Source organism: Aurantiacibacter luteus, from assembly GCF_001010945.1.
Taxonomy (GTDB): domain Bacteria; phylum Pseudomonadota; class Alphaproteobacteria; order Sphingomonadales; family Sphingomonadaceae; genus Alteraurantiacibacter; species Alteraurantiacibacter luteus.
The window spans coordinates 594,917-612,396 of the sequence record NZ_LBHB01000002.1 but is presented as its reverse complement, the minus strand read 5'-3'; the positions used below and the strand labels follow the sequence as shown (position 1 = coordinate 612,396).

Below are 17,480 nucleotides of genomic sequence, written 5' to 3'. Positions count from 1 at the left end.
CGCTAGTCGAACAGGCTGGAGACGCTCGATTCGTCGGCGATGCGGCGAATCGCCTCCCCCAGCAGCGGGGCGATGGTGAGGACGCGGATGCGGCTGGAATCGCGCATGGCATCGGTGGCGGCGATGGTGTCGGTGATGACGAGCTCGGTCAGCGCCGAGGCATCGACCCGCGCCACCGCGCCGCCCGACAGCACGCCGTGGGTGATGTAGGCGGCCACGCTTTTCGCGCCCGCATCGAGCAGCGCCTGCGCCGCGTTGCACAGCGTGCCGCCCGAATCGACGATGTCGTCGATCAGGATGCAGTGTCGCCCCTTCACGTCGCCGATGATGTTCATCACCTCCGATTCGCCCGGCCGGTCGCGCCGCTTGTCGACAATGGCGAGCGGGGCATTGTCGAGGCGCTTGGCGAGCGCGCGGGCGCGCACCACGCCGCCCACGTCGGGGGAAACCACCATCAGTTCCTGCCCGCCATAACGCGCCTGGATGTCGGCGGCCATGGTCGGCGCGGCGTAGAGGTTGTCGGTCGGGATATCGAAGAAGCCCTGGATCTGCCCCGCGTGCAGGTCCACCGCCAGCACCCGGTCGGCGCCCGCCTCGGTGATGAGGTTCGCCACCAGTTTGGCCGAGATCGGGGTGCGCGGGCCGGGTTTGCGGTCCTGCCGGGCATAGCCGAAATAGGGGATGACCGCAGTGATGCGCGCGGCGCTGGCACGGCGCAGCGCGTCGATGCCGATCAGCAATTCCATCAGGTTGTCGTTCGCCGGATAGCTGGTCGACTGGCAGATGAACACGTCCTCGCCGCGCACGTTCTCGTGGATCTCGATGAAGATTTCCTCGTCGGCGAAGCGGCGCACGCTGGCATCGGTCAGCGGCACTTCCAGGTAACCGGCGATGGCGCGGGCGAGCGACAGGTTCGAATTGCCGGACATGATCTTCATGGGCTGAGCGAATCCTCGTGTGCGGTGCTGATGACGAGGCCCGCCTAGCGCACGAGGCCCCGATTGCAACATTGCCTGCGGGCCATGCGGGGGATTAGGATGCGCGCATGGACTGGTGGCTCATCGCGCTGTTTGCCGGGGGCAGCCTGCTGCTGGCGCTGCGCCTGTGGGCTGGCCCCGCGCCGGAGAAGCCGCGCGCTCCGCCTGCCGATGCGCCGCCGCTGGAGGGCGAGGAGCTGTGGACCGCCGAGGCGCTGGCGCGGCTCGGGACCGAGGCGACCGTCGCCGATCTCGTGGCGCAGGGCCGGGCGGAGGAGCTTCGCGGGCTGGGTTATAGGGGCGACCTGCCGGAGTGACAGGCAGGTCGCGTGGCTGGCGAGCCCTCCAGCGCAAACCGGTTTCCTACATCCCGGCAGGTCCGTCAGACCCCTCGGCTCTCCACAGGGAAAGCCAATGATTTTCTGCGCCGTCCACACGAAGTGTCAAGCAGCCAATCGTCGCAAGGCGCTGGAATGGCTCGATTATTCCGGAAAGCAAAATTGACAGTGTCAACTTCGCCCCGGCTCGTCGCGCCCCGCTCAACCCAGCCGGTGCTCGCCCCGCACCCAGCGCACGGTTCCGCTGCTCGCGCGCATCACAACACTTTCGGTCGTCATCACCATGGCCCCGTTGCGCTTCAGGCGCTTCACCCCATCGAGCAGCGAGCCGCTGGTGACGCCGGTGGCGGCAAAGATGCAGTCGCCGCGCGCGAGGTCCGTGAGCTTGTAGATGCGGTCGAGGTCCTCGATGCCCCACTTGGCGGCGCGGCGGCGCTCGTCGTCGTTGCGGAACAGCAGTCGGCCGTTGAACTGCCCGCCCACGCAGCGCAGCGCCGCGGCGGCCAGCACGCCCTCGGGCGCGCCGCCCGATCCCATGTAGAGGTCGACGGTGGTTTCGGGGTCGGTGGTGGCGATCACGCCCGCCACGTCGCCATCGCCGATCAGCACGACGCCGCAGCCGATGCCGCGCAGTTCGGCGATCAGGTCGGCATGGCGCGGCCGGTCGAGCACGCAGACGTTGATGTCCTTGGGCTGCACGCCCTTGGCGGCGGCCACGGCCTCGACGTTCTGGGTCGGCGTCTTGGCGAGGTCGATCACGCCTTCGGGATAGCCCGGCCCCACGGCAATCTTGTCCATGTAGACGTCTGGCGCGTTGAGCAGGCAGCCTTCTTCTGCCGCCGCCAGCACAGCGAGCGCGTTGGGCCCGGCCTTGGCGGTGATGGTGGTGCCCTCCAGCGGATCGAGCGCGATGTCGATGCGCGGCCCCTTGCCCTGCGCCCCGCCGACCTTTTCGCCGATGTAGAGCATGGGCGCCTCGTCCCGCTCGCCCTCGCCGATGACGACGGTGCCGTCGATCTCGAGCGTGTCGAAAGCGCGGCGCATGGCTTCCACGGCAGCGGCGTCGGCGGCCTTCTCGTCGCCACGACCGATGAGGTCGGAGGCGGCGATGGCGGCGGCCTCGGTCACGCGGACCATTTCCATCACCAGCACGCGGTCGAGGACTTGCGAAGATTTGGCGGAATTCATTGGCAATTCAGGCTCCCATCCCAACTTGGCGGCTCGCTTAGGTCGAGGGGGCCGCAATGTCGAGATGGCTGGCGGTGATTTTGGCCTTGGCGCTGCTGCCGTGCCCGGCGCTGGCGCAGCAGGCCTATGGTCCCACAGCGGCCGCGGAAAGCGCCGAACCGGAAGAGCCGGTGAGTGCCACCGACCCCTGCGAGACCGAGGCGCGCGAGGACGGGGCGATCCTCGTCTGCCGCGAACTTCCCGACACCGAACGCTACCGCTCACCCCTGCCGCGCCCCGTCCAGTCGGACCGCACGATTATTCCCGGACTGACCGACCCGCCGTGCTGGGTCCAATCGAAGGGCGAGATGGTCTGCATCCGCATGGGCTGGGCCCCGCCTCCCGCGCTGATGGTCGATCTCAGCATCTATCCCGAGGACCTGACCGAGGAGGAAGCCGCGCACGTCGTCACCGCCGAAGGTCCGCCCGTCATCGCGCCCGAGCCCGTCACCGGACGGCGCGTCGCCATCGACCTGTCGGAGGACTGATGCGCGCCGCGCTCGCACTGGCCCTTCTCGTCCCGGCCCCCTTGGCGGCGCAGGATGCCTCGGGCGTCCATCCCGACGAATTCGACTTGGCCGATTACCGCGACCTGCATCCGCCTCCGCCCGATTGCGATGCGGCCACCGGCACAAGGGTCGCCAGCGCGGCCGGCGACATCGTGGTTTGCGGCAGGCGCGACGAGACGGAGGAGGTGCGCAGCGTCATCCGCCGCCCGGTCCGGTCCGACAGGCGCGTGATCGAGGGCCTGACGGATACCTCGTGCGAAAGTGGCTGCGTGCGGATGGGCTGGGCGCCGGAACCCGCGATCATGGTCGACGTCACCGCCTTCCCGCACGAACTGGACGAGGAGACCGCGGCGGCGGTCAGCCGGGCCGACAGCGAGTGAGGGGTGGCGCGGTCATCATGGTATCGATGCTGCTCCCGTCCGCCGCGGCAGCACAGGAGGCGCGACGCTTCGACCTGGAGGATTACCGCGACGTCCACGTCCCCCAGGTCGATTGTGGAGGCGCGCCAGGGGCCAAGGGCGATATCGTGGTGTGCGGCCAGCGGGACGAGACCGAGGACTACGTTTCGGTCATCCCGCCGCCCGTCGATATGTATGGCGACGTGCGCGAGCCGGTCGATGTCAGCACCCTGCCGCCCTGCATCCACGCCCCGCCGCTCAGCTGGTGCGCCAAGGGCATCGGCGGTCCTGTAGAGCGCGCGGTGATGGTCGACATGACAGCCTTTCCCGCGCCGCTTCCTGTCGAGGAGGCCGCCGCGGTATCGCGGGCCGACTAGCCCAGCAGGCGCATCACCAGTGGCGCTTCGACCATGCTTGGCGATCCGTCGAGCAGCGAGAGCGCCTTGGCCACCCCTGCCTCCGGCCCTTCGTGCGTCACCATCGAGACGAGCACGGGGCGGCCGTCCCGTTCGTCAGGGTGGCCCTGCTGGATGAAGCTCTCGATCGAGACCCCGGCATCGCGCATGGCGGCGGTGATCTCGGCCAGCACGCCGGGCCGGTCGTCGACCATGAAACGCACGTAGTCGCGGTTGCGGCGATGACCGGGGTCGGCGGGCGCGCTCGCCGCGAGGCTGGCGACCGGCAGCGAAAATGGCGGCGGGACGTTGCCGCGCGCGACATCGATGAGGTCGGCGACGACCGCGCTCGCGGTCGGCCCGTCACCGGCGCCCGCGCCCTGGAACAGCAGTCGCCCGGCAAAATTGCCCTCGGCCACCACGGCATTGATCGCCCCGGTCACGCCGGCGAGCGGGTGGCTGACGGGGACCAGGCACGGCGCGACGCGCTGGAACAGCCGCGCCGTGTCCGCGCCATCCTCGCAGTCGGCGATGCCGAGCAGCCGGATGACGTAGCCCAGCGCGCCGGCCTGGGCGATGTCGCCGGCGCGGATGCGGTCGATGCCGGTCACGTCGACGCTGGGGAAATCCAGCCTGGTGCCGAAGGCCAGCGCGGCGAGGATGGCGAGCTTGTGCGCCGCGTCCGTGCCTTCAATGTCGAAGGCAGGATCGGCCTCGGCGAAGCCCAGCGCCTGCGCCTGCGCCAACACATCGCCGAAGTCGCGCCCGGTGGTGGCCATCTCGGACAGGATGAAGTTGCAGGTGCCGTTGAGCACGCCGTAGATCCGTTCGATCCGGTTGGCCGCCGCACCTTCGGCCAGCCCCTTGATCGCCGGGATGCCGCCCGCCACCGCCGCCTCGTATCTGAGCGGCGCGGCGTTGGCCTCGGCCAGGGCGGCGAGTTCCATGCCGTGATGGGCAATCATCGCCTTGTTGGCGGTGATCAGCCCCTTGCCCGCGGCAAGCGCCTTGCGCGCCAAGGCCAGCGCGGGGCCGTCCGAACCGCCGACCAGCTCGACGACCACGTCGACTTCGTCGAGCGCGGCGAACTCGGTCATGTCGTCAAGCCACCGAAATCCGTCCAGCGAAACGCCGCGATCCTTGCCGCGCTCGCGGGCTGAGACCGCGACGATCTCGATCGAGCGGCCCGCGCGCCGGGCGATCAGGTCGCCGTTGGCCGCGAGCAGGCGGATCACCCCCGCACCCACCGTGCCGAGGCCCGCGAGGGCAATGCGCAAAGGTTCGGCCATGTCGCTCCCGTCCGTATCCGTGTCAGGGCGGACTAGTCAGCGCGTGCCCGGTTGGCCACCCCCGCAAAACTTCGCCCGCGCGAAGCCCGGCTTCAGGTGAACCGGCGGGAACATTCGCCCAGCTCGGCGAGCACGAAGGCATAGTCCTCGCGCGCCCGGGCGCGGGCCTGGCGGTCGGTCTGCAGGAAGGCCTCGTCCGGCAGCTGGCGCGGCAGCGAACAGGCGAAGCGGTACCAGGCGATCGAATCGCGCGCCGGCGGGCGCGCGGCGGTGTCGACGATCTCGCCCAGCGACACGCCCCATTCCGGCCGCATCCCCGGCCGTCGCACGACGCTGAGCGACACGGGCGCGCCGCTCTGGGTTTCCACGAACATCTGCGTCTCCGCCTCGCCGGCGAGGTTTCCCGGCACCGAGATCACGTCGCGCACGCCGGTGATGGCGGACGGGCTATCGGGGTCGGCGAGATCGCGCAGGATGGAGCGCACCCGGCCCTCGATTCGCGGACCCGCGGGGAACAGCGCGTTGCGCGCCACCAGCTGCACCTCGCCCGGACGATTGCGCACGGGATCGGCGAAAATGACGTAGTCGCGGCCTTCCAGTTCGGGCGCATCGCCGTCGGCGTCGCGCGGCAGGTCGGTCACGAAGACCAGAGAACCGCCTACGCCGCTCGGACCCACGAGCAGGTTGCGGGTGAGCGATTCGATGTAGAGGCGGACCTTGTCCGGGGCGACATCGGGTGCGCGCTCGGGCGGGAAGCGGGTCTGCTCGTCCACCGTCACGATGGCGACGAGGTCGGCGGCCAGCGCAAAGGTGACCAAGTCGGCGTAGGTCGGCTCGGCCTCAGGCGGCAGTTCCATGACCACGCGCTCCTCCGGGGAGCCCGGCAGGGTCGCGGCGCAGGCCGCCAGCAGAGCCGCCGCCAGCGAAGCCGTGCCCGCCATCACGAGACGGCGCAGCAGCGGTTTGCGGGGACGGGGGTTCATGCGGCTTCTCCTGTTGTGGCCTGTCGCGGAAAGGGTGCAAATCCCTTTGCCCGCCTTCTCAAGCTTTGCAAACAGGGCAGCCGCCTTGAATTGCGACTGAACCGACAAAGGGTTTGCCCATACCTTATCTGGCGGTTAAGAGCCCGTCGAACGAGCCCGGAAAAGAACGAAAATAAGCCCGGTGTTGCTTTTGGAGCACGATTCGTGCTCCGGCGGTCGGCGCCGACAAGGGCAATCCGGGCTGGACAATCGAAGGTTGCGGCTGGCAGAGTGTTAAACTTGTGGGTCGCACAAGCCGACTTTTCGTCGGCAAGCAAAACGGAGTGAAGGGACTGGATGGCTTACGCTGACCAAGAAATGAGCGGTAGTCGCATAGCCGCGATTATCATCGTTGCCCTCATCCACGTCGGAATCGGCTATTTGCTGGTTACGGGTCTCGCCTACTCGGCTTTCAAGGAAGCCGTCGAGCGCGTGACGACCGTGGATATCGAGGAGCCGCCGCCACCTGAGGAAGAGCCGCCGCCACCTCCGCCGGAAGAGGTCGTCTCGCCTCCGCCGCCGGTCGCGCCGCCGCCGCCGATCCGCATCGCGCCCAATCCGCCGCCGGTACAGGTGCAGCCGAACATTCCGCCGCCGGCCCCGCCTGCGCGCATCGTTCCGCCGCCCGCCCCGCCGGCAGCAGTCGCTCCGCCGCCCCCGCCGCCGCCTCCGCCGCCTCCGGCAGTGGACCGTTCGCGCGCCGCGGCGCCCGACGGCCAGGCACGCTGGGCTCGCCGCATCCAGGAGAACTACCCTTCGCGCGCCCTGCGTCGCGAAATCCAGGGTACGGTCGGCGTCGCCGGTACCGTCGGGCCCGACGGCCGCGTCACCAGCTGCCGCGTGACCCGACCGGCCGATCCGGAACTGGACGCTGCCGCCTGCGACGGCATGACCCGTTTCGCTCGCTATACACCGGCGCTGGACCGGGCAGGCAACCCGACCTCGGGCACCTTCTCGACCAGCATCGTCTACCAACTCAATTGATCACCAGATTTCTCTAAGAGAGGACATTCAGCATGCTCATCGAACTTTTGGCTGCCGCCGGCAGCGAGGCGCCGCAGACCGAATTCGGTTTCATCCAGGCGATGGAAGAAGGCGGCCCGGTCGCCTGGTCCATCCTCACCGTCATGGTCATCATGTCGGTCGGCTCGTTCTACATCCTCATCACCAAGTACATGGAACAGAACCGGGTGATGAAGGAATACAACACGAATCGCGCCGCGTTCTGGCGTGCCGGCAATCTCAAGGAAGGTGCCGGCAAGTTCGACAAGAACAGCGCCTGGCGCCAGCTGGTCGACGACGGCATCCGTGCCGGCGACGAATCCTCCAAGATGAGCGACAGCCTCGAATCGCATGACTGGCTGCACGGCACGCTGGCCCGCTCGGAAGCGGCCATCAACGCCAAGCTCGCCGGCGGCCTGCCGTTCCTCGCCACCGTCGGCGCGACCGCGCCGTTCGTCGGCCTGCTCGGCACCGTGATCGGCATCTACCGCGCGCTGATTAAGATCGGCGCGACCGGTTCGGCCTCGATCGACCAGGTTGCCGGTCCGGTGGGCGAGGCGCTCATCATGACCGCCATCGGCCTGCTCGTCGCCGTGCCCGCGGTGTTCGCCTACAACTACCTGCAGTCGCGCAACCGTCGCATCGCGGCGATGCTTGCGGGCTTCTCGACCGACCTGCAGGCGAACATCACCTCGCGCGGCGCGGTGAAGCCGGCGATCATGACCGGTACCTCGACGCAGCAGGCCGGAAAGGCCGCCAAGACCGCTCCGGCGACGGCCACGACCGCCACTTCGACCACGGCGCCTACCACCGCGCGTCCGGCCGGCTCGGCGACCACCACGACCACGACGACCACGCCGCGGAGCTGATCCAGGCGAATATCCGGCGGGCGCCTCCGCATGCGGGCGCCCGCCGCATTCAACTGTCATACGTGAGATAGGAATAGACACATGGCCATTGCATTGGGATCCGGTGAAGAAACCCCGATGTCCGACATCAACACCACGCCTCTCGTGGACGTGATGCTGGTGCTGCTGATCATCTTCCTGATCGCCGTCCCGGTGGCCATCCAGACGGTCGAGCAGCTCGAAATCCCGATCATCGCCTCGAGCGAATCGGACGATAAGGTGGAAAACCTTCTGATCACCGTGACCACCACCGATGCCGAGGGTCGCACCCCGCGCACCATCCGGTCGGGATATACCGGCGCCATCCGCGAGGGTGATTGCCGCATCTACCTCAACAACACCACGCTGGTGGATTCGGCGGACCTCTACGACGCGGCCTTCGCCCGCCTCGATGCGATCGTGCAGCGCGCCGGTGGCCCCGAGGCCATCATGCAGGATCCCGACCTCATCCCGCAGGTGCACATCCGAGGCGACAAGGACGCGCCGTGGCGCTGCGTCGCTGGCACGATCTTCAACATCCAGGCCGCCGGTTATCCGACCGTGGCCTTCATCTCGAACCCCGTCGATCCCAACGGCTGATCGGCACCGGGTCCAGGCTTTCTAGGAGTACGCAATCATGGCACTGTCTGGCGGTTCAGACGATGGCAGCCCGATGATGGAAATGAACATGACGCCGCTGATCGACGTCCTGCTCGTGCTCCTCATCATGTTCATCATCACCATCCCGGTCGCCACCCACGCGGTGAACATCGACCTCCCCGCGCCGAGCAACACGCCGGACCAGCCACCGGTCGACCCGATCAAGAACAAGATCGTGCTCACCCCCACCGACCAGATCCTGTGGAACGGCCAGGCGATCAACGACAATCAGCTGGTCGGCAACCTGCAACAGTCGCTGACCTATGCGGTGGAGCCGGAGCTGCAGTTCGAGCCGGAAGCGAACGCCAGCTATGACCTGTCGGCCCGCGTGCTGAACATCATCAAGGCGTCGGGCGTCACCAAGTTCGGCTTCGTCGGCAACGAGAAGTATCGCCAGTTCGACTGCGGTGGCTGCGCGCCCGTCGCGAACTGATCTCGCGCTGGACATCCTCACGAAAAGGGCGGCTTCGGCCGCCCTTTTTGTTTGCTCGCGCAGGACGCGCAGGCATTCAGGCCCATACCGCAGATTGACAGCGCTCCCATTACGTGATGTTATGTTGTCACAACAGAGCGGAGGATGCGATGGCGTTTCGTTCAAGACTGCTGGGCCGGCACACGGTTGCCACTCCCTCCCCCATGATGGACCTGAACGTCACGCCGCTGATCGACGTGCTCTTGGTCCTGCTGGTCATGGTCATCCTCAGCGTGCCCATCGCCACCCACCAGACCCGGGTCGACCTGCCGGGCGCGCGGCAGGTCTTTGCCGAACCCGAACAGATCGCGCTGGTCGTAACCGAGGGTGGCGCGGTGCTATGGAACGGCGAGCCGGTGTCCCGCCCCGCCCTGCAGGCCCGTCTCGCCGCTGCCGCCGCCAGCCCTGCCGAGCAGGTGATCCGCTTCGAGCCCGAGGCCAACGCGAGCTACGACGCATCGGTGCAGGTCATCCATCTCGTTGGAGAGGCCGACATCCACCGCTTCGCCTTTGCCGGCAATGAACGGTATCGGCACTGGGAGGCGGACTAGGATGCCGCGCCCCCTCGCCACCCCCGTCTATGACCATGGCCAGCCCATTCGCCGCCTCTCGGCTGCCCCGATCGCCAGCGTCGTGCTGATCGTCGCAGCAATGACAGCTATGACCTATCCCATGCAGACCCACGCGGTCACGATCGACTTGCCATTGCTGCAGGACGACACCCTCGCCCCGCTCACCCCGGTCGGCAATCGCCTCTCCATCGACAGCGCAGGCGAGGTCACCTGGAACGCCGAACCGGTCGACGAGCGCCAGCTGCGCGCCATTCTCGAACAGACGAGCACTCTGGACGAGCAGCCGGCTCTGTGGTTCGAACCCGAAGGCGATGCCGCCTACGGCCGGGTCGCGCAGGTGCTGGCCATCGTCGAAAGCCTGGGGCTCGCCGACAACTGCTTCCATTTCGCCAATGCCGCAGGCTTTCGCCCCGTGGAGGGACCGACGACCACGATTCGCGTGACGCCCGGCCACCGCGAATGCGACCGCTATCGCTGAACCCTAGTCCGGTGGGAGGCCCGGCAGGTCTTCCACCCGCATCGCCGCACCGGCCAGCGTCTCGGCCTCCAGCAGCAATTCGTCGTCCTGCGCTCCCTGCGGTACGCTCTCTCGCCCGATCATCACCATGACGGGCACCGCGAGCGGGCTGACGCGGTCGAGCGTCACGTGCTCCAGTCGCTCCGCCGCGGTGTCGAGCAGGTCGCCGAGCCGCCCGATGTCGGTCATCCGCGCGCGGGCATCCTGCCAGGCCGCCTCGATCAGCACGTGGTCGGGCTCGTATTTCCTGAGCACGTCGTAGATGAGGTCGGTGGAGAAGGTTACCTGCCGCCCGGTCTTGCGCTTGCCCGGGTGCTGGCGCTCGACCAGCCCGCCGATCACCGCCACCTCGCGAAAGGCGCGGCGCAGCAGGTGCGAGTCCTGCACCCAGTCGATGAACTCCTCGGTCAGGATATCGGGCGAGAGCAGCGGGCGCGGATCCTCCACCGGCTTCAGCCCCCAGACGGCGAGCGAATAGTCGTTCGCCACGAAACCGCCCGGCATCAGCCCCAGGTCCTCCATCCGCTTGGTGATGAGCATCCCCAGCGACTGGTTCGCGTTCCACCCGACGAAGGTGTAGTAGACGGTGTAGTGGCGCTTGGCGTGGGGGAAGCTTTCGACCAGCAGGTTGTCGGGCGAGGGGAGGCGGCTGCGCCAGTCCTGCACCTCCAGCCACTCGCGCACGTCGTCGGGGAAGCGCGCCCAGCCCGCACGATCCACCAGCATGTGCCGCACCCGCTCGGCGAGATGGGTGGTCAGCGGCATCCGCAGCCCGCCGTAGGAGGGGATCATCGCCGCCTTGCTGCTGGCGCGCACGATTAGCTCCATGTCCTTGAGCTGCTCGACCTCGACATTGACGCCGGCGAACTGGAAGGTGTCGCCCGTGCGCAGCGACGCGGCGAAGCGTTCCTCCACTTTGCCGAGGCTGCGACCGTTGCGGAAACGCACCTCGAGCATCTCGGAATCGACGATGATCCCGGCATTCATCCGGTGGCGGTAGGCCTGTTCCGGATGGCTGAGGCGCCAGACGCCGTCGTTGCCTCGCACGATGCGCTTGAACTTGTCGTAGGCGCGCAGGGAATAGCCGCCGGTAGCGACGAATTCGAGGACGCGCGACCAGGTGTCCTCGTCGATCATGGCGTAGGGCCAGCACGAGCGGACCTCGGCCAGGAGCGCCTTTTCCTCGAACGGCGCGGCGCAGGCGCAGGCCATCACGTGCTGGGCCAGCACGTCCAGCCCGCCGGGGCGGAAGTCCTCGCCGTCGCGCTGGCCTTCCTCGACCGCTTCCTTGGCCGCCGTCGCCTCCAGGAACTCGAAGCGGTTGCCCGGCACCAGCAAGGCCCGGCTGGGGCTGTCGAGCCGGTGATTGGCGCGGCCGATGCGTTGCAATAGCCGCGACGACCCCTTGGGCGCGCCCATCTGCACGACGAGGTCGATGTCCCCCCAGTCCACGCCCAGATCGAGGCTGGCGGTGCAGACCAGCGCGCGCAGCTCCCCGCGCGCCATCGCGCCTTCCACCTTGCGCCGCGCCTCCTTCGACAGCGAGCCGTGGTGGATGCCGACGGGCAGCTTGTCTTCGTTGGCATCCCACAGGTGCTGGAAGATATACTCGGCCAGGAACCGCGTGTTGGTGAAGACCAGCGTCGTGTTGTTGGCGCGGATGCGCTCGTAGAGCTGGGCGATCGACCAGGTGGCTGCATGGCCGCCCCAGGGCACGCGCTCCTCCTCGGGCAACAGGATCTCCACCTGCGGGTCCGCTCCCTCCTCGCCCTCGACCATGGCCACGCTGTCGACATCGCCCCACGGCGCGATCCAGCCGCGAAACGCCTCGGGGTCGGCCAGCGTGGCCGAAAGCGCGGCGCGCTGCATGTCCGGCGCGATGGCCTGCAGCCGCGTCAGCGCGAGCGCCAGCAGGTCGCCGCGTTTCTGCGTGGCAAAGGCGTGGATCTCGTCCACCACCACGCGCTTCAGCCCGGCGAACAGCGTGAAGCTGTCCTCGAAGCTGAGCAGCAGGTGCAGGCTTTCGGGAGTGGTGAGCAGCACGTTGGGCGGGCGGCTGCGCTGGCGCTTCTTGCGGTCCGACGGCGTATCCCCGCTGCGCGTCTCCACCGTGATATCGAGCCCCATCTCCTCGATCGGGGTCAGCAAGTTGCGCTGCACGTCGTGCGCGAGCGCCTTGAGCGGCGAGACATAGAGCGTGTGAAGCCCTTCGGGCCGAGCGCCGTCGGCGATGCGCGACGGCGTGAAAGCGGCCAGCGTCGGCAGGAACCCGGCGAGCGTCTTGCCCGCACCGGTATCGGCCACCAGCATGGCGTGCATGCCCGCATCGCTGGCGGCGAGCATTTCGGCCTGGTGGCGCCGCACGCGCCATCCGCGACCGGCGAACCATTGGGCAATTTCGGGCGGGACGGCGGGCGAATTCACATTAGGTGAAATGAGGCTTGCCGCGGTCCCGCGCAAGATGGGCGGAAGGCGAGTCCAGCCCGGCCACGGCTGGTCGCGTCGGCGCCACGCTTCGTCATATTTTATCTTTCTAATACAACATGTTGTTTCGTTAAGCTGCGCGAAAGGCAAGCCGAACCGTGGAGCGCCGACCGCAGCCGACCGTTGATTGGACATATGGCGCGGCGAAGCGCGCCAGCGGCCATCGGGGTTCTACCCTGTCCGTCCCGGTGGCTGCTCAGAATTCCCTCGCGACAGGTGAGGACCATACCATGGCAGACCGCTACAACAGCAACCAGAACCGCTACGCCAACCAGGAGATGCCGCGAGAGCGCGCGAGCTGGCAGGAAGAGCAGTTCCAGTCCGACCGATCGAACCGCTTCGACGGCGACCGCTACGACAATCGTACCATGGAGCGCGAGCCCTTACAGCGCGACCGCGACCAGTTCGGGAGCCAGAGCTACCAGTCACGCCAAGGCAATCGCTCCAGCTATTCACCTCTCGACGATTACGACCGGGCAAGCGATAATCATGCCTCGCGCCAGACGCGGCAGCAGCCCACGGGGATGCACGGCAGTTTCCGTGGCGACAGCTTCGGTGGCGAGGCGATGGCCGGGTCCTACGGCCAGAGCGAATTCGGCCGTGGCTACGGCATGACGACAGGCGGAACCGCCTATACGGGCAGCACCTCGGACCGCGGCTACCGTTCCGATCACGACCGCGGCTTCTTCGAGCGTGCGGGTGACGAGATCGCGAGCTGGTTCGGTGACGACGAGGCCGAGCGCCGCCGCCGCATGGACCACGGCGGTCGTGGACCCAGCAACTACACACGCTCGAACGAGCGGCTGCTCGAGGAGGCCTGCGAGACCCTGACCCGCGACCGGGGTGTCGATGCGACCAACATCCAGGTGACCGCCGACAACAACGAGATCACGCTCGATGGGACCGTCAACACGCGCTGGGAAAAGCGCCGGGCCGAAGACGCCGTGCACGATATCTCAGGCGTGAAGCACGTGCAGAACAACCTGCGCATCGCCCAGGCGGAGATGCGGGCCGGCACAACTCCGACGAACGAAGCCTAAGCTGAAGTAAACACCAACCGGAAGGGGCTCGCCGCGGCGGGCCCCTTTTGCATTGAGGCTGGGCGGGGGTTAGTGCCCGACGCTCTCGCCGCGCTCCAAGCCCGACAGCCTGAGCTGGTCGTCGATCTGGCCCAGCAAGCGATCCAGCCCGGCCTCGCTCTCGCTCTCGGCGCGCGCCACCAGCACGTCCTGCGTGTTCGAGGCGCGCAGCAGCCACCAGCCATCGGGCGTGTTCACCCGCACGCCATCGGTTGCATCCACGCTCACGCCATCGGGCACGTCCGGACCGGTGAGGCGCGCCTTGACCTCGTCAATGGCGGCGAACTTGCGCGTCTCGTCGACCTGGAAGCGCAGCTCGGGGGTGTTGAGCATGGCGGGCATTTCGCCGCGCAACTGCGTGACCGACTTGCCCAGCCGCGCGCTCGCGGCGATCAGCCGCACGCCGGCATAGAGCGCGTCGTCGTAACCGTAGTAATCGTCGGCGAAGAACACGTGTCCGCTCATCTCGCCCGCCAGCGGCGAGGAAACTTCCTTCATTTTGGACTTTATCAGCGAGTGCCCGGTCTTCCACATCAGCGGCCTGCCGCCGTGGGTTTCGACATGGTCGAACAGTGCGCGGCTGGCCTTCACATCGGCGATAATGGTCGAGTTAGGTAGTTTCCCCAATAGGTCCTCGGCGTAGATCATCAGTAGTTGATCCCCCCATACGACGCGGCCTTCCCCGTCGATCGCGCCTATCCGGTCGCCATCGCCGTCGAAGGCTATTCCGAAGTCGCAAGGCTTCTCGGCGACCAGGGTTCTGAGGTCCTCAAGGTTCGCCTCGACAGTGGGATCGGGATGATGGTTTGGGAAGTTTCCGTCGACATCCGTGAAGAGCAGGTGGTGCTTGCCCGGCAGGCGCGCGGCGAGGCGTTCCAGCGCCGGACCGGCCGCCCCGTTGCCCGCGTCCCAGCCTACCGTCAGCCCTTCCAGGGCGGCTGTGTCGATCCCCTCCAGCGCGCTCAGCAGGCGGTCGATGTAGGCATCCATGACGTCGAGGCTTTCGACCTCTCCGGCCCCGTCCAGCCAGTCGCCGTCGGCCGCCATCGCGCCCAGCCGCCGGATGTCTGCGCCGAAGAACGGTCGCCCGCGAAATACCATCTTGAAGCCGTTGTAATTGGCGGGATTGTGGCTGCCGGTTATCTGAATGCCGCCCTGTACCTCTTCGGCTGACGCCTCGGCGAAGTAGAGCATCGGGGTCGGCCCCATGCCGATGCGGCGCACGTTGCAGCCGCTGGCGGTCAACCCCTCGACCAGCGCGTGTTCCAGCATGGGCGAGCTGACCCGCCCGTCGTAGCCCACGGCCACCAGCGGCGCCGGGCCATCCACGCCCAGGTCGCGGCGCAGCAGGCTGCCAAAGCCCCTGCCGATGGCGCGCGCGTCGTCTGCGCCGAGCGTTTCGCCGATGATGCCGCGGATGTCGTATTCGCGCAGCACGGTGGAATCGAAGATATGGGACATTGCGGGAAAGGCCTTGTCAGTTGCCCTTCGCGCCTAGCCTAGCGCACCTGATGCGGCAACTCGTCCAGCAACAGGTCGCGCGCGGCATTGGCCTCGTGAACCTGGTCGTTCGACCCGCCGCGGTCGGGATGGACGAGGGCGATCAGGCGCTTGTGCGCAGCGAGGATTTCCTCGCGCCCCGCATTGGCCTCGACGCCCAGCAGGCGGCGGGCGCGGAACAGGGCCTGCGAACGGGTGGAGGTCTTCGCCTCCCACGGCCAGCGGCCCACGATCCAGCGGTAGAACAGCACCACCACACCGGCGAGGACGACGAAGCGCAGCATCGCGTCAGGCCGCCACGGTCTCGGGCAGGCGCGCCTGTTGCGGCTCGGCAGGCGCGGGCATCGGCAGACGCAGGTTGGCGACGAGGTTGCGCACCTCCTGCCGGGCGACGAGGTGGCTGGTGCCGAGCTCGCCCAGCTGCCCCTTGTCGAGCAGGGTCAGGCCCGAGGGGAAAAGCTCGCGGTAGATCACGCGCTCCGAAAGGCCGTGCGAGACACGGAAGCCCACGCGCTTCGAAAGCTCGGTCAAAGCCTGGTCGATGCGGCGCTGGTTGCGCGCGTCGGTGAAGCCGGTGCGGTTCCTGACGACGACCCAGTCCATTTCGCGCCGCCCTTCCTCAATCTGCGCGCGGCTGCGCTTGAGGCGGGCCTCCCAGATGAGCTCGGCATAGAAACTGAGGCGGCGGACCTTGAAGTTTTCCGCGTCCACCTGCCCGATCAGGTCGAAGTCGACGAAGCTGTCGTTCATCGGCGTCACCAGCGTATCCGCGCTGGCGGCCACGTGGCGGGCGAAGGGGTCGTCGCGGCCGGGGGTGTCGAACAGCAGGAAGTCCATCCCCTCCCCCAGCCGCTCGGCCTCCTCCTCGAGGCTTTCGATGGTGTCGCCGTGGCAGACGTCGAAGGTCGGTCCGGGCAGCGCGATATTGCGGCGGCGCTGGGTCTCGGCGCGGTTCTCGCAATAGCGGAAGAAGGTGCGCTGGCGCGTGTCGAGGTCCAGCGCGGCGACCTTAGCGCCCTGGTAGGCCAGCGCGACCGCCACGTGCACCGCCGTGGTGGACTTGCCGGTGCCGCCCTTCTCGTTGGCGAAGACGATGCGATGGGGTCTGGACAAGGCTGGCTCTTCCTCTGGGTTAACGGCGCGGCTAGCACGTTTCGTAAGACTACCGGAGGCATGGACCCTTGCAAACCGTCACGACAATCGCTGCCCTGCGCCAGGCTGTGGAAGACTTGCGCGCATCCCGCAGCGGGACAGAAGAAGCGGCCGCGACGCTGGCGCTGGTGCCGACGATGGGCGCGCTGCACGAAGGGCACCTGACGCTGGTGCGCGAGGCGGCGAGCCACGCGGACCACGTCGTCGCCTCGATCTTCGTCAATCCGCGCCAGTTCGGCCCGAACGAGGATCTCGATGCCTATCCCCGCCGCCTTGCCGAGGATGCCGCAAGGCTGGAGGCAGAGGGCGTGGCGCTGCTCTGGGCACCGGGCGTGGAGGCCATGTATCCGGCGGGATATGCCACCAACGTCAGCGTCGCGGGGGTCAGCGCGGGACTGTGCGGGGCGGATCGGCCCGGGCACTTCGACGGCGTGGCGACCGTGGTGTGCAAGCTGTTCAACCAGGTGCGGCCCGACATGGCCTTCTTCGGCGAAAAGGACTGGCAGCAGCTCGCCGTCATCCGCCGCATGGCGCGCGACCTCGACCTGGCGCAGCCGCACGTCGATGCCATCCACGGTGTCGCCATCGTGCGCGAGGCCGATGGCCTCGCGATGTCGAGCCGCAACGCCTATCTCTCGCCCCTCCAACGCGAGGCCGCCGCCACCCTGCCGCTGGCGATGCGCGAGACTGCGGCGCGAATCGCCGGCGGGCAGGACGCCGCGCAAACCCTCGCCGCGCTGGAAGACGCACTGCTGGGCGCTGGGTTCGCCAGCGTCGACTACGCCGAGCTTCGCGACGCCGATACGCTCGAACTGCTGGCAGCCGACAACGGCAATGCCCGCCTGTTCGTCGCAGCGCGCATGGGCTCGACGCGCCTGATCGACAACATGGCGATCGGTCGATCTCAGCCGAATTGATCTTTCTTGCACGGAGAAACTTTCCGGCCCTAGAAAGCTTTGCTGCATGTGCTCCTGTTAAATGAATCCCCGGGAAAGCCGGA

20 protein-coding genes are annotated in these 17,480 nt (G+C 67.8%); 12 read left to right on the top strand and 8 right to left on the bottom strand.

Annotated elements, in window-relative coordinates:
• Positions 1-2: 2 nt before the first annotated feature.
• A complete protein-coding gene (locus AAW00_RS09425) occupies positions 3-938 on the bottom strand; it encodes a ribose-phosphate pyrophosphokinase (RefSeq protein ID WP_047004079.1) in 936 nt (311 codons plus the stop codon).
• Between the two features lie 107 nt (positions 939-1,045).
• On the opposite strand from AAW00_RS09425, the gene AAW00_RS09420 reads away from it, so the two are divergent.
• A complete protein-coding gene (locus tag AAW00_RS09420) occupies positions 1,046-1,294 on the top strand; it encodes a hypothetical protein (protein WP_047004078.1) in 249 nt (82 codons plus the stop codon).
• Positions 1,295-1,516: 222 nt separating this feature from the next.
• On the opposite strand, the gene glpX is transcribed toward AAW00_RS09420, so the two are convergent.
• The gene (gene glpX, locus AAW00_RS09415) at positions 1,517-2,503 is read right to left on the bottom strand and encodes a class II fructose-bisphosphatase (RefSeq protein WP_047004077.1); all 987 of its coding nucleotides are present in this window, start codon (positions 2,501-2,503) and stop codon (positions 1,517-1,519) included.
• A 56-nt stretch (positions 2,504-2,559) separates the two neighbouring features.
• Here glpX and AAW00_RS09410 point away from each other — a divergent pair, with 56 nt between their 5' ends.
• Genes AAW00_RS09410 through AAW00_RS09400 form a run of 3 tightly spaced genes read left to right on the top strand, consistent with a single transcriptional unit; the run spans position 2,560 to position 3,826 of the window.
• Positions 2,560-3,030: a hypothetical protein gene (locus AAW00_RS09410; RefSeq protein WP_047004076.1), complete on the top strand. Its 471-nt coding sequence runs from the start codon at positions 2,560-2,562 to the stop codon at positions 3,028-3,030.
• Entirely contained in the window at positions 3,030-3,431 is a 402-nt protein-coding gene (locus tag AAW00_RS09405; protein WP_047004075.1) for a hypothetical protein, read from the top strand. The genes AAW00_RS09410 and AAW00_RS09405 overlap by 1 nt, the downstream gene beginning before the upstream one ends.
• 17 nt (positions 3,432-3,448) lie before the next feature.
• Positions 3,449-3,826, top strand: coding sequence for a hypothetical protein (locus tag AAW00_RS09400; protein ID WP_156170026.1), 378 nt, complete (start codon positions 3,449-3,451; stop codon positions 3,824-3,826).
• On the opposite strand, the gene AAW00_RS09395 is transcribed toward AAW00_RS09400, so the two are convergent.
• Both AAW00_RS09395 and AAW00_RS09390 read right to left on the bottom strand, forming a co-directional pair.
• A complete protein-coding gene (locus tag AAW00_RS09395; protein ID WP_047004073.1) occupies positions 3,823-5,133 on the bottom strand; it encodes a homoserine dehydrogenase in 1,311 nt (436 codons plus the stop codon). The genes AAW00_RS09400 and AAW00_RS09395 overlap by 4 nt on opposite strands.
• Before the next feature lie 92 nt (positions 5,134-5,225).
• On the bottom strand, positions 5,226-6,116 hold the full coding sequence (locus AAW00_RS09390; protein WP_241461680.1) for a hypothetical protein: 891 nt from the start codon (positions 6,114-6,116) through the stop codon (positions 5,226-5,228).
• A 336-nt stretch (positions 6,117-6,452) separates the two neighbouring features.
• On the opposite strand from AAW00_RS09390, the gene AAW00_RS09385 reads away from it, so the two are divergent.
• The 6 genes from AAW00_RS09385 to AAW00_RS09360 all read left to right on the top strand — a co-directional run bounded on the left by AAW00_RS09385 (position 6,453) and on the right by AAW00_RS09360 (position 10,226).
• The gene (locus AAW00_RS09385) at positions 6,453-7,139 is read left to right on the top strand and encodes an energy transducer TonB (protein ID WP_047004072.1); all 687 of its coding nucleotides are present in this window, start codon (positions 6,453-6,455) and stop codon (positions 7,137-7,139) included.
• Between the two features lie 32 nt (positions 7,140-7,171).
• Entirely contained in the window at positions 7,172-8,026 is an 855-nt protein-coding gene (locus tag AAW00_RS09380) for a MotA/TolQ/ExbB proton channel family protein (protein ID WP_047004071.1), read from the top strand.
• A gap of 117 nt (positions 8,027-8,143) precedes the next feature.
• Entirely contained in the window at positions 8,144-8,644 is a 501-nt protein-coding gene (locus AAW00_RS09375) for an ExbD/TolR family protein (protein WP_047004070.1), read from the top strand.
• Positions 8,645-8,681: 37 nt separating this feature from the next.
• Positions 8,682-9,137 carry an ExbD/TolR family protein gene (locus AAW00_RS09370; protein ID WP_047004069.1) on the top strand — a complete coding sequence of 152 codons (456 nt, stop codon included), beginning with the start codon at positions 8,682-8,684 and terminating at the stop codon, positions 9,135-9,137.
• A 203-nt stretch (positions 9,138-9,340) separates the two neighbouring features.
• Entirely contained in the window at positions 9,341-9,727 is a 387-nt protein-coding gene (locus AAW00_RS09365) for an ExbD/TolR family protein (RefSeq protein ID WP_047004068.1), read from the top strand.
• Position 9,728: 1 nt separating this feature from the next.
• Positions 9,729-10,226: an ExbD/TolR family protein gene (locus tag AAW00_RS09360; RefSeq protein WP_052761863.1), complete on the top strand. Its 498-nt coding sequence runs from the start codon at positions 9,729-9,731 to the stop codon at positions 10,224-10,226.
• Positions 10,227-10,229: 3 nt separating this feature from the next.
• Here the strand turns inward: AAW00_RS09360 and AAW00_RS09355 are convergent, their stop codons facing one another.
• The gene (locus AAW00_RS09355) at positions 10,230-12,689 is read right to left on the bottom strand and encodes a ligase-associated DNA damage response DEXH box helicase (RefSeq protein ID WP_047004067.1); all 2,460 of its coding nucleotides are present in this window, start codon (positions 12,687-12,689) and stop codon (positions 10,230-10,232) included.
• Positions 12,690-12,979: 290 nt separating this feature from the next.
• Between AAW00_RS09355 and AAW00_RS14290 the strand changes: the two genes are divergently transcribed.
• Complete coding sequence (locus AAW00_RS14290; protein WP_052761862.1) at positions 12,980-13,789, top strand: BON domain-containing protein; 810 nt, start codon at positions 12,980-12,982, stop codon at positions 13,787-13,789.
• 69 nt (positions 13,790-13,858) lie between these two features.
• On the opposite strand, the gene pgmG is transcribed toward AAW00_RS14290, so the two are convergent.
• The 3 genes from pgmG to AAW00_RS09335 are packed head-to-tail and all read right to left on the bottom strand — an operon-like array spanning position 13,859 to position 16,441.
• On the bottom strand, positions 13,859-15,289 hold the full coding sequence (pgmG, locus tag AAW00_RS09345) for a phosphoglucomutase/phosphomannomutase PgmG (protein WP_047004066.1): 1,431 nt from the start codon (positions 15,287-15,289) through the stop codon (positions 13,859-13,861).
• A gap of 38 nt (positions 15,290-15,327) precedes the next feature.
• A complete protein-coding gene (locus AAW00_RS09340) occupies positions 15,328-15,612 on the bottom strand; it encodes a J domain-containing protein (RefSeq protein ID WP_047004065.1) in 285 nt (94 codons plus the stop codon).
• A 4-nt stretch (positions 15,613-15,616) separates the two neighbouring features.
• Positions 15,617-16,441 carry a division plane positioning ATPase MipZ gene (locus AAW00_RS09335; RefSeq protein ID WP_047004064.1) on the bottom strand — a complete coding sequence of 275 codons (825 nt, stop codon included), beginning with the start codon at positions 16,439-16,441 and terminating at the stop codon, positions 15,617-15,619.
• A gap of 68 nt (positions 16,442-16,509) precedes the next feature.
• Here AAW00_RS09335 and panC point away from each other — a divergent pair, with 68 nt between their 5' ends.
• A complete protein-coding gene (gene panC, locus AAW00_RS09330) occupies positions 16,510-17,397 on the top strand; it encodes a pantoate--beta-alanine ligase (protein ID WP_047004063.1) in 888 nt (295 codons plus the stop codon).
• Positions 17,398-17,480 lie beyond the last annotated feature (83 nt).

Excerpts from the sequence above, each read along its gene's own strand:
- AAW00_RS09425 (WP_047004079.1), bottom strand. The coding sequence starts at position 938 with ATGAAGATCATGTCCGGCAATTCGAACCTGTCGCTCGCCCGCGCCATC.
- AAW00_RS09420 (WP_047004078.1), top strand. The coding sequence starts at position 1,046 with ATGGACTGGTGGCTCATCGCGCTGTTTGCCGGGGGCAGCCTGCTGCTG.
- glpX (WP_047004077.1), bottom strand. The coding sequence starts at position 2,503 with ATGAATTCCGCCAAATCTTCGCAAGTCCTCGACCGCGTGCTGGTGATG.
- AAW00_RS09410 (WP_047004076.1), top strand. The coding sequence starts at position 2,560 with ATGTCGAGATGGCTGGCGGTGATTTTGGCCTTGGCGCTGCTGCCGTGC.
- AAW00_RS09405 (WP_047004075.1), top strand. The coding sequence starts at position 3,030 with ATGCGCGCCGCGCTCGCACTGGCCCTTCTCGTCCCGGCCCCCTTGGCG.
- AAW00_RS09400 (WP_156170026.1), top strand. The coding sequence starts at position 3,449 with ATGGTATCGATGCTGCTCCCGTCCGCCGCGGCAGCACAGGAGGCGCGA.
- AAW00_RS09395 (WP_047004073.1), bottom strand. The coding sequence starts at position 5,133 with ATGGCCGAACCTTTGCGCATTGCCCTCGCGGGCCTCGGCACGGTGGGT.
- AAW00_RS09390 (WP_241461680.1), bottom strand. The coding sequence starts at position 6,116 with ATGAACCCCCGTCCCCGCAAACCGCTGCTGCGCCGTCTCGTGATGGCG.
- AAW00_RS09385 (WP_047004072.1), top strand. The coding sequence starts at position 6,453 with ATGGCTTACGCTGACCAAGAAATGAGCGGTAGTCGCATAGCCGCGATT.
- AAW00_RS09380 (WP_047004071.1), top strand. The coding sequence starts at position 7,172 with ATGCTCATCGAACTTTTGGCTGCCGCCGGCAGCGAGGCGCCGCAGACC.
- AAW00_RS09375 (WP_047004070.1), top strand. The coding sequence starts at position 8,144 with ATGTCCGACATCAACACCACGCCTCTCGTGGACGTGATGCTGGTGCTG.
- AAW00_RS09370 (WP_047004069.1), top strand. The coding sequence starts at position 8,682 with ATGGCACTGTCTGGCGGTTCAGACGATGGCAGCCCGATGATGGAAATG.
- AAW00_RS09365 (WP_047004068.1), top strand. The coding sequence starts at position 9,341 with ATGATGGACCTGAACGTCACGCCGCTGATCGACGTGCTCTTGGTCCTG.
- AAW00_RS09360 (WP_052761863.1), top strand. The coding sequence starts at position 9,729 with ATGCCGCGCCCCCTCGCCACCCCCGTCTATGACCATGGCCAGCCCATT.
- AAW00_RS14290 (WP_052761862.1), top strand. The coding sequence starts at position 12,980 with ATGGCAGACCGCTACAACAGCAACCAGAACCGCTACGCCAACCAGGAG.
- pgmG (WP_047004066.1), bottom strand. The coding sequence starts at position 15,289 with ATGTCCCATATCTTCGATTCCACCGTGCTGCGCGAATACGACATCCGC.
- AAW00_RS09340 (WP_047004065.1), bottom strand. The coding sequence starts at position 15,612 with ATGCTGCGCTTCGTCGTCCTCGCCGGTGTGGTGGTGCTGTTCTACCGC.